Raw genomic sequence first — 7284 nt, forward strand, 5'->3', positions numbered from 1 at the left:
TTCAGGAAAAACGGTACTGATGAAATGCATCGTCGGGCTGCTGATTCCCGAAAAAGGAGAATTGCTATACGACCATCGCAACTTCCTGGCGATGGGTAAAAAAGAGAAGAAAATGCTGCGCAGAGAGATGGGAATGATATTTCAAAGTGCTGCCCTGTTCGACTCCATGTCTGTATTGGACAACGTAATGTTTCCATTGAACATGTTCAGTAACGATACATTACGAGACCGCACCAAACGGGCCATGTTCTGTCTCGACCGTGTGAATCTGACAGAAGCCAAAGATAAGTTTCCGGGAGAGATCAGTGGAGGTATGCAGAAACGAGTAGCGATTGCACGGGCCATCGCACTCAATCCGCAGTACCTGTTTTGTGATGAACCGAACTCCGGACTCGATCCTAAAACTTCGTTAGTGATCGATGATCTTATACACGACATCACGCGAGAATACAACATGACGACAATCATCAATACGCACGACATGAACTCCGTGTTAGGAATCGGAGAAAAGATTATTTATATCTACGAAGGAAGAAAAGAATGGGAAGGTACAAAAGATGATATTTTCACTTCCACTAACAAGTTGTTGAATAACTTTATATTTGCTTCCGACCTGCTCCGTAAAGTAAAAGATGTGGAAATACAAAATTTAGAAGGTTGATCTAATAGATCCTCCCCCTCCATCGAAAAGGAACAAAGGGCGCACTCTTTTTATCGAGTACGCCCTTTTATTGTAAAAACCAGTTAATAGAATTGACATATATCATCACGACATATTGACTGTCCTCTTTTTTATTCTTCACGAAACTGTAAGAGAGAGTTATTTCAATTACCGCCTCAAAGGTAGACGAAAAGTTGCACAAAAACATCACCGAAAACCGTGACAGAAGAAAAAATTTCTTTCTACACAACTTTTATCCACCCCAGCGCCATTGCTTTCACCACCATATCAATCGCATTCTTTGCCTCAAATTTTTGAATCAGCCTTTTACGAAATGTTTCAACCGTATTCTCCGTAATCTGCAACCGCGAAGCAATTTCATGCGTGCAAAATCCCTCGGAGACTGCTTGCAAAACTTCAAGCTCACGCTTGGTGGGAATATCCTTAGGGTGTATTTGTGACGAAGCATTACTCAGTTTCTGCCGTATGCCCTCAAATCGCGGACAAGTATATGCTACTCCCCGCAACACACTCTTTACAGCCTTTCCTATTTCAACGGACTCCGAAGCCTTCAGAGTCACAGCATTCACTCCCAGGCGAATAAGCCTGTTGATATACCAAATTTCCTCATGCATTGTATTGATGATTATACGTGCATCCTCATTGATTTCACGAATCATCTCTATCAATTCAAATCCGGACATATCGGGTAAACCGACATCCAAAATATAAATATCATAATCACGCGCTGCAATCAGCCCGACAGCCTCCTTACCCGTTGTCACTGCATCTGCTACAACCACTTCAGGGATTCGTTTTAAAATCTGACAAATCCCTTCCAGGATCAGCGCATGATCATCAACCAACAAAATCTCCGCTTTCTCTACCATAATATGAATTGTCTGTTGCTTAGTCTCTGACAAATATAAATATTATCGTTCAAAAAACGAAGTCCTCGTCCTACTTATTTCACATCATTTCTGACGAATATAGATATTTATAGGTGTTCCGGTCAGATTCCATTTCTCACGCATTTTATTTTCAAGGAAACGTTTGTATGGTTCCTTCACATATTGCGGCAGATTGGCAAAAAAGACAAAAGAAGGCACCTGCGTATTAGGAAGCTGGGTTATATATTTAATTTTTATGTATTTGCCTTTAACCGAGGGGGGGGGATAAGCTTCTATCAACGGAAGCATCTCTTCATTCAAACGTGCAGTAGGAATCTTTATCGTCCGGTTTTCGTAAACAACACGAGCCTCTTCCAATACTTTCAGGATACGTTGCTTAGTCAATGCGGAAGCAAAGACAATAGGAAAATCCACAAAAGGAGCAAAACGTGAACGGATAGCCTCTTCAAAAGTCTTCATCACCTTTGCCGTTTTATCTTCTACCAAATCCCATTTGTTCACAACTACCACAAGTCCCTTCTGGTTCTTCTGGATCAAAGAAAATATATTCAAATCCTGACTCTCGATACCACGGGTGGCATCCACCATCAAGATACATACGTCTGCATTCTCAATAGAACGAATGGAACGAACCACCGAGTAATACTCCAAATCCTCATTCACTTTATTTTTCTTACGGATACCCGCCGTATCAACCAGATAAAAATCAAAACCGAATTTATTATACCGGGTATAAATAGAGTCACGCGTAGTACCTGCTATTTCAGTCACAATATTCCGCTCTTCACCGATAAAAGCATTAACGATAGACGATTTTCCGGCATTCGGACGTCCGACCACAGCAAAACGGGGAATATCATCATCCAGGATTTCCTCTGATTCTTTCTTGAACTTGCTGACAATCAAGTCCATCAAATCACCCGTACCGCTACCGCTTATGGCAGAAATACAGTATGGATCTCCCAATCCCAAGCTATAAAATTCGGGAGCATTATATCTCAATTCATGATTGTCCGTCTTATTGGCTACCATAATTACGGGACTCTTTGCACGCCGCAAAATAGCAGCAACCTGCATATCCAGATCAGTAACCCCATTCATCACATCCACCACAAACAGAATTACATCGGCTTCGTCTACCGCCATTAATACCTGTTTGCGAATCTCCTCTTCAAAAATGTCATCCGAATTGACTACCCACCCGCCGGTATCAACTACAGAGAACTCACGGCCCAGCCATTCCGACTTGCCGTATTGTCTGTCACGGGTCGTCCCCGCTTCGTCATTTACGATTGCCTGACGAGTTTTAGTCAAGCGATTAAATAAAGTCGACTTTCCCACATTAGGACGTCCAACAATTGCAACTAAATTTCCCATAGTTTACACGTTGTTTTTGCGACTATCACAGTCGTATGAATATATTCTTAATCTAACTGATAACCGAAATTACGTAATTCCTTATCCGAACTACGCCAGTCTTTATCCACTTTCACATAAGTCTCCAAAAAGATCGTCTTCCCAAAGAACCGTTCCAAATCACGACGAGCCTCCGTAGCCACCTTCTTCAGCGCTTTTCCCTGTTTCCCGATAATAATTCCCTTTTGCGAATCACGCTCGACGTAAATTACAGCATGGATATGTATCATCTTCGCCTCTTCTTTGAATTGCTCCACAACCACTTCTACCGAGTAGGGTATCTCCTTATCATAGTACAACAGAATTTTCTCACGAATAATTTCGTTCACGAAGAAACGTGCGGGCTTATCGGTCCATTGATCTTTTTCAAAATAGGGTGGAGAATCCGGAAGCAACTCCTTCACACGTTTCATTACGTAATCAATATTGAACTTCGAAGCTGCCGAGATAGGAATAATTTCGGCCTGTGGAAGCAACGCTTTCCACTCTTCCACTAACTGAATCAGTTTTTCCTGATCGGTAAGGTCTATCTTGTTAATAAGCAAAAGTACCGGTACGGTCATTTTACGTACTTTCTCAATAAACTCGTTATTTTTGTCAGGAGTCTCTATCACATCCGTTACATAAAGCAGAATATCCGCATCCGTCAGTGCGGATGTAGAAAAGTTCAGCATCGACTCCTGCAACTTATAGTTCGGCTTCAAAACTCCCGGAGTATCGGAAAAAACAATTTGCATATCATCCGTATTATAAATCCCCATAATACGGTGACGAGTGGTCTGTGCTTTAAAAGTCGCTATTGAAACCCGTTCACCTACCAACACATTCATCAATGTCGACTTCCCGACATTCGGATTACCTACTATGTTTACAAAACCTGCTTTATGCATCGCCTTTCATTTATTGATTTAGACAAAAAAACGCATCGAATCGAAATAAGATGCGTTTTATGTGTTATATATCAGTAACGTCTGTTACTATTCCTTCTTTCCGTCATAACCCCACTTTACATAAACAGCTCCCCAGGTAAATCCTGCGCCGAATGCTGTAAAGATCAGGTTATCACCTTTCTTGAGTTTATCTTCGAAATCCCAGATACAAAGCGGTAAAGTACCCGCACTGGTATTACCATATCTGTCGATATTTACCAATACCTTTTCTATTGGAAGTTCCAAACGATGGGCCACCGCATCGATAATACGCATATTAGCCTGATGAGGAACCACCCAGTCGATACTATCTTTATTCAAATTATTACGTTCTGCAATCGCCGCACAGCTATCCGACATGTTAGAAACTGCATATTTGAATACAGTCCTACCTTCCTGATAGATATAATGCATGTGATTATCCACCGTAAAATAAGAAGGAGGACACACCGATCCACCAGCTTTCATATGCAGAAAAGGCAAGCCTTTACCATCGGTTCTCAAAAGAGCATCCATGATACCCACATCTTCAGTAGTAGGCTCTACCATAAAAGCAGCCGCACCATCGCCAAAAATAGGACATGTAGCACGTTCTGTGTAGTCCACCATCGATGACATCTTGTCTGCACCTACAATAATGATTTTCTTGTATCTTCCCGAACGGATAAAATTAGCAGCCGTTTCCAACAAAAACAAGAAGCCGCTACAGGCCGCTTGCAAATCAAAAGCAAATGCATTTTTAAGTCCGAGTTTATCGCAAAGAATAGAAGCTGTGGAAGGGAAGTGATAGTCTGGAGTAGTAGTAGCAACAACAACCAAATCAATGTCGTCAGGATTAGCACCGGTTTTCTTCATTAATTGCCGGCAAGCCTTACGGGCCATATAAGAGGTGCCTAATCCCTCTTCATTCAGGATTCGTCTTTCTCTTACCCCGATACGGGTCATAATCCACTCGTCATTAGTATCTACCATTTTCGATATCTCGTCATTTGTCAAGACATAATCAGGTACATATCCACCGACTCCTGTGATTACTGCATTTATTTTTTCCATCAATTCAATTTTAATTTAGCAATACTTCTAATACTTAAAGCAGCCGGAGAGCAATGCTCTCTGGCTGTCTGATTAAGTATAAGTCTATTCAGACTGTACTACAATTATACAGCTGCTTCTTTTTCGATTGCGAGTTTACCTCTGTAGTATCCGCAAGCTCCACATACAGTGTGATAAACATGCCATTCTCCACAATTCGGGCAAATAGCCAATGTCGGAGCCACAGCTTTATCATGAGTTCTTCTCTTCGCTGTTCTTGTTTTTGATTGTCTTCTCTTAGGATGTGCCATTTTTCTTTAAACTTTAATTATTATCTAATATTTTTTTTAATTCATTCCATCGGGGATCTGTTTGTTCCTCGGCTTCTTCTACTACGATATCATCACCGGCCACTTCAAACGTCTCATCTCCATCTTCGTCAGCATTCGTTCTCAAATGCTTGCTTAGCTTGCTGGTCATTGTCTTATTACATTTTCCAGGAGCATGCACATGCTTCATCGGAATAGACAAAGCTATAAATTCATACATAAACCATGCAACATTGATCTCCCCTTCTTCTTCAGGAATCACAATCAAGTTGTCACCCTCTTCCGCATATTCATGGCCAAACTTGACCATCAGTTTATCAGAAGAACTTACAGGTTGCTCCATTTCATCCAAACAACGATCACAAGGCACCCATACCACTCCATCGGTTTGGAAGCTCAATTCAAAAGCACGAGATGTTCTTTTTACAGTCAACTCTACGTTAACCTTACCTTTCTGAACCTCAGGGCCATCAATATGAGCGAAATACAGATTATCCAGTACAAATTCATATTTCACTGAATCCGACTGCATTCCTTTCAAGTCTATTTTGTATTTATCAAACTTTCCCAAAGCTTCACTTTTTTAATTGTTGCAAAGGTACAAAAAAAGCCTAAATATCCTGTTCTTCATCTTTCATTTTCCCAACAAGAACAAAAAGATGGACAGAATTCGGGCGACAAAGATACAAATAATAATCCTCATAACACACAAATTATCAGTAAATATTCACTTTTTAAGTTCTATTCTAAATACTGTACCTTTATTTAGCTCCGACTGTTTTACAAAAATACGCCCTGAATGATACTCTTCTACAATTCTACGGGCCAATGACAATCCCAGTCCCCAGCCTCTCTTTTTCGTCGTATAACCAGGTGTAAAAATAGTTTGATGTTTACTTTTAATAATTCCTTTCCCCGTATCCTCCACATCGATATACCAACGAGTAGCAGACTCTATGACGGACACTGTTATTTTTCCAACCCCATCCATGGCATCTATCGCATTCTTGCACAAATTTTCTATTACCCACCCGAACAGTGAAGCATTCAAAGGAATAATAATAGCATTTTCAGGTAAATGGGTAATAATCTCTACTTTATTCGAAGTGCGGCGCGCCATATATTCAGTTACTTCTTTTAACAATTTCCCCAAATCTACCTGCTCCATTTCCGGAGCAGAACCGATCTTGGAAAAGCGATTGGCTATCATTTGTAAACGAGCGACATCCTCAGTCATGCAAGGAATCAAATTGTCCGAAGGATATGCACTCTTCAATAATTCCGTCCAAGCCATCAGAGAAGAAATAGGTGTTCCCAACTGATGAGCCGTCTCTTTGGACAGACCGACCCATACTTTATTCTGTTCGGCCTTCTTTGAACTGAGTAAAGCAAATATAGCTACCAGAACAAAAATAAGCACGACCCCTAACTGTACATAAGGATAAACGGAAAGACGCGTCAGCATCAAAGAATCCTGATAATAGACATCATTATAATCACTTCCGGATGATAAATTAATCCGGATCACACTTCCATTCTGTTTAAAGCGCTCCAACTGTTTATACAGAAAAGCAACCGAATCATTAGAGGCAATCTCTATATTACGATAAGTCTGAATATTCCCTTCAGCATCGGACACAATCACCGGAATCGTATTATTGGCATTCAATACTTTCAAAACCAAATTAAGATCCACATTCTCATCAGCAACACTGAAAGCACGCATTGCTTCTGCCCACACCTCCATCTTAAGTCGCTCTTCCATCGAAAGATCCTTTACCAGCCGATGAGAAAAATACAAAGAAGCTACTGCTATAATAACAGCAGAGATAACCAATATAACCTTAATACGGCGAATATCAATAAATTGCATATAAAACTGATTTATTAATATATAACGGTCTGATCGGTGCAATATTATGCGGAAAGGAAAAAGATGGGAGATGGGAGAATGAAAATGGGGAGAATTGAGATGTGAGAATTGAGATGTGAGAAGCAGGCTGCGC

Annotated in this window: 8 protein-coding genes; 1 reads left to right on the forward strand and 7 read right to left on the reverse strand. The window is 40.7% G+C overall.

What is annotated here, in order from left to right:
• The coding region (locus QVP90_RS01825; protein WP_288203741.1) for an ABC transporter ATP-binding protein at nucleotides 1–661 on the forward strand (661 nt) is incomplete at its 5' end.
• 242 nt (nucleotides 662–903) lie between these two features.
• Here the strand turns inward: QVP90_RS01825 and QVP90_RS01830 are convergent.
• The 7 genes from QVP90_RS01830 to QVP90_RS01860 all read right to left on the reverse strand — a co-directional run bounded on the left by QVP90_RS01830 (nucleotide 904) and on the right by QVP90_RS01860 (nucleotide 7151).
• The gene (locus QVP90_RS01830) at nucleotides 904–1551 is read right to left on the reverse strand and encodes a response regulator (RefSeq protein ID WP_005934287.1); all 648 of its coding nucleotides are present in this window, start codon (nucleotides 1549–1551) and stop codon (nucleotides 904–906) included.
• An 84-nt stretch (nucleotides 1552–1635) separates the two neighbouring features.
• Complete coding sequence (gene der, locus QVP90_RS01835) at nucleotides 1636–2949, reverse strand: ribosome biogenesis GTPase Der (RefSeq protein WP_005934289.1); 1314 nt, start codon at nucleotides 2947–2949, stop codon at nucleotides 1636–1638.
• Between the two features lie 47 nt (nucleotides 2950–2996).
• A complete protein-coding gene (era, locus tag QVP90_RS01840; protein WP_021935518.1) occupies nucleotides 2997–3878 on the reverse strand; it encodes a GTPase Era in 882 nt (293 codons plus the stop codon).
• Between the two features lie 87 nt (nucleotides 3879–3965).
• Entirely contained in the window at nucleotides 3966–4970 is a 1005-nt protein-coding gene (locus QVP90_RS01845; protein WP_021935519.1) for a beta-ketoacyl-ACP synthase III, read from the reverse strand.
• 104 nt (nucleotides 4971–5074) lie between these two features.
• Nucleotides 5075–5260: a 50S ribosomal protein L32 gene (gene rpmF, locus QVP90_RS01850; protein WP_002562387.1), complete on the reverse strand. Its 186-nt coding sequence runs from the start codon at nucleotides 5258–5260 to the stop codon at nucleotides 5075–5077.
• Between the two features lie 13 nt (nucleotides 5261–5273).
• Entirely contained in the window at nucleotides 5274–5849 is a 576-nt protein-coding gene (locus QVP90_RS01855) for a YceD family protein (protein WP_005934298.1), read from the reverse strand.
• 156 nt (nucleotides 5850–6005) lie between these two features.
• Nucleotides 6006–7151, reverse strand: coding sequence for a sensor histidine kinase (locus tag QVP90_RS01860; protein ID WP_005934301.1), 1146 nt, complete (start codon nucleotides 7149–7151; stop codon nucleotides 6006–6008).
• Nucleotides 7152–7284: the final 133 nt, after the last annotated feature.

The sequence above is a fragment of the Bacteroides sp. CAG:189 genome, assembly GCF_000432295.1.
Classification (GTDB): Bacteria; Bacteroidota; Bacteroidia; order Bacteroidales; family Bacteroidaceae; genus Bacteroides; species Bacteroides salyersiae.

What these genes read in the sequence shown, in the direction of transcription:
- QVP90_RS01830 (WP_005934287.1), bottom strand. Translation starts at nt 1,551, where the DNA reads ATGGTAGAGAAAGCGGAGATTTTGTTGGTTGATGATCATGCGCTGATC.
- der (WP_005934289.1), bottom strand. Translation starts at nt 2,949, where the DNA reads ATGGGAAATTTAGTTGCAATTGTTGGACGTCCTAATGTGGGAAAGTCG.
- era (WP_021935518.1), bottom strand. Translation starts at nt 3,878, where the DNA reads ATGCATAAAGCAGGTTTTGTAAACATAGTAGGTAATCCGAATGTCGGG.
- QVP90_RS01845 (WP_021935519.1), bottom strand. Translation starts at nt 4,970, where the DNA reads ATGGAAAAAATAAATGCAGTAATCACAGGAGTCGGTGGATATGTACCT.
- rpmF (WP_002562387.1), bottom strand. Translation starts at nt 5,260, where the DNA reads ATGGCACATCCTAAGAGAAGACAATCAAAAACAAGAACAGCGAAGAGA.
- QVP90_RS01860 (WP_005934301.1), bottom strand. Translation starts at nt 7,151, where the DNA reads ATGCAATTTATTGATATTCGCCGTATTAAGGTTATATTGGTTATCTCT.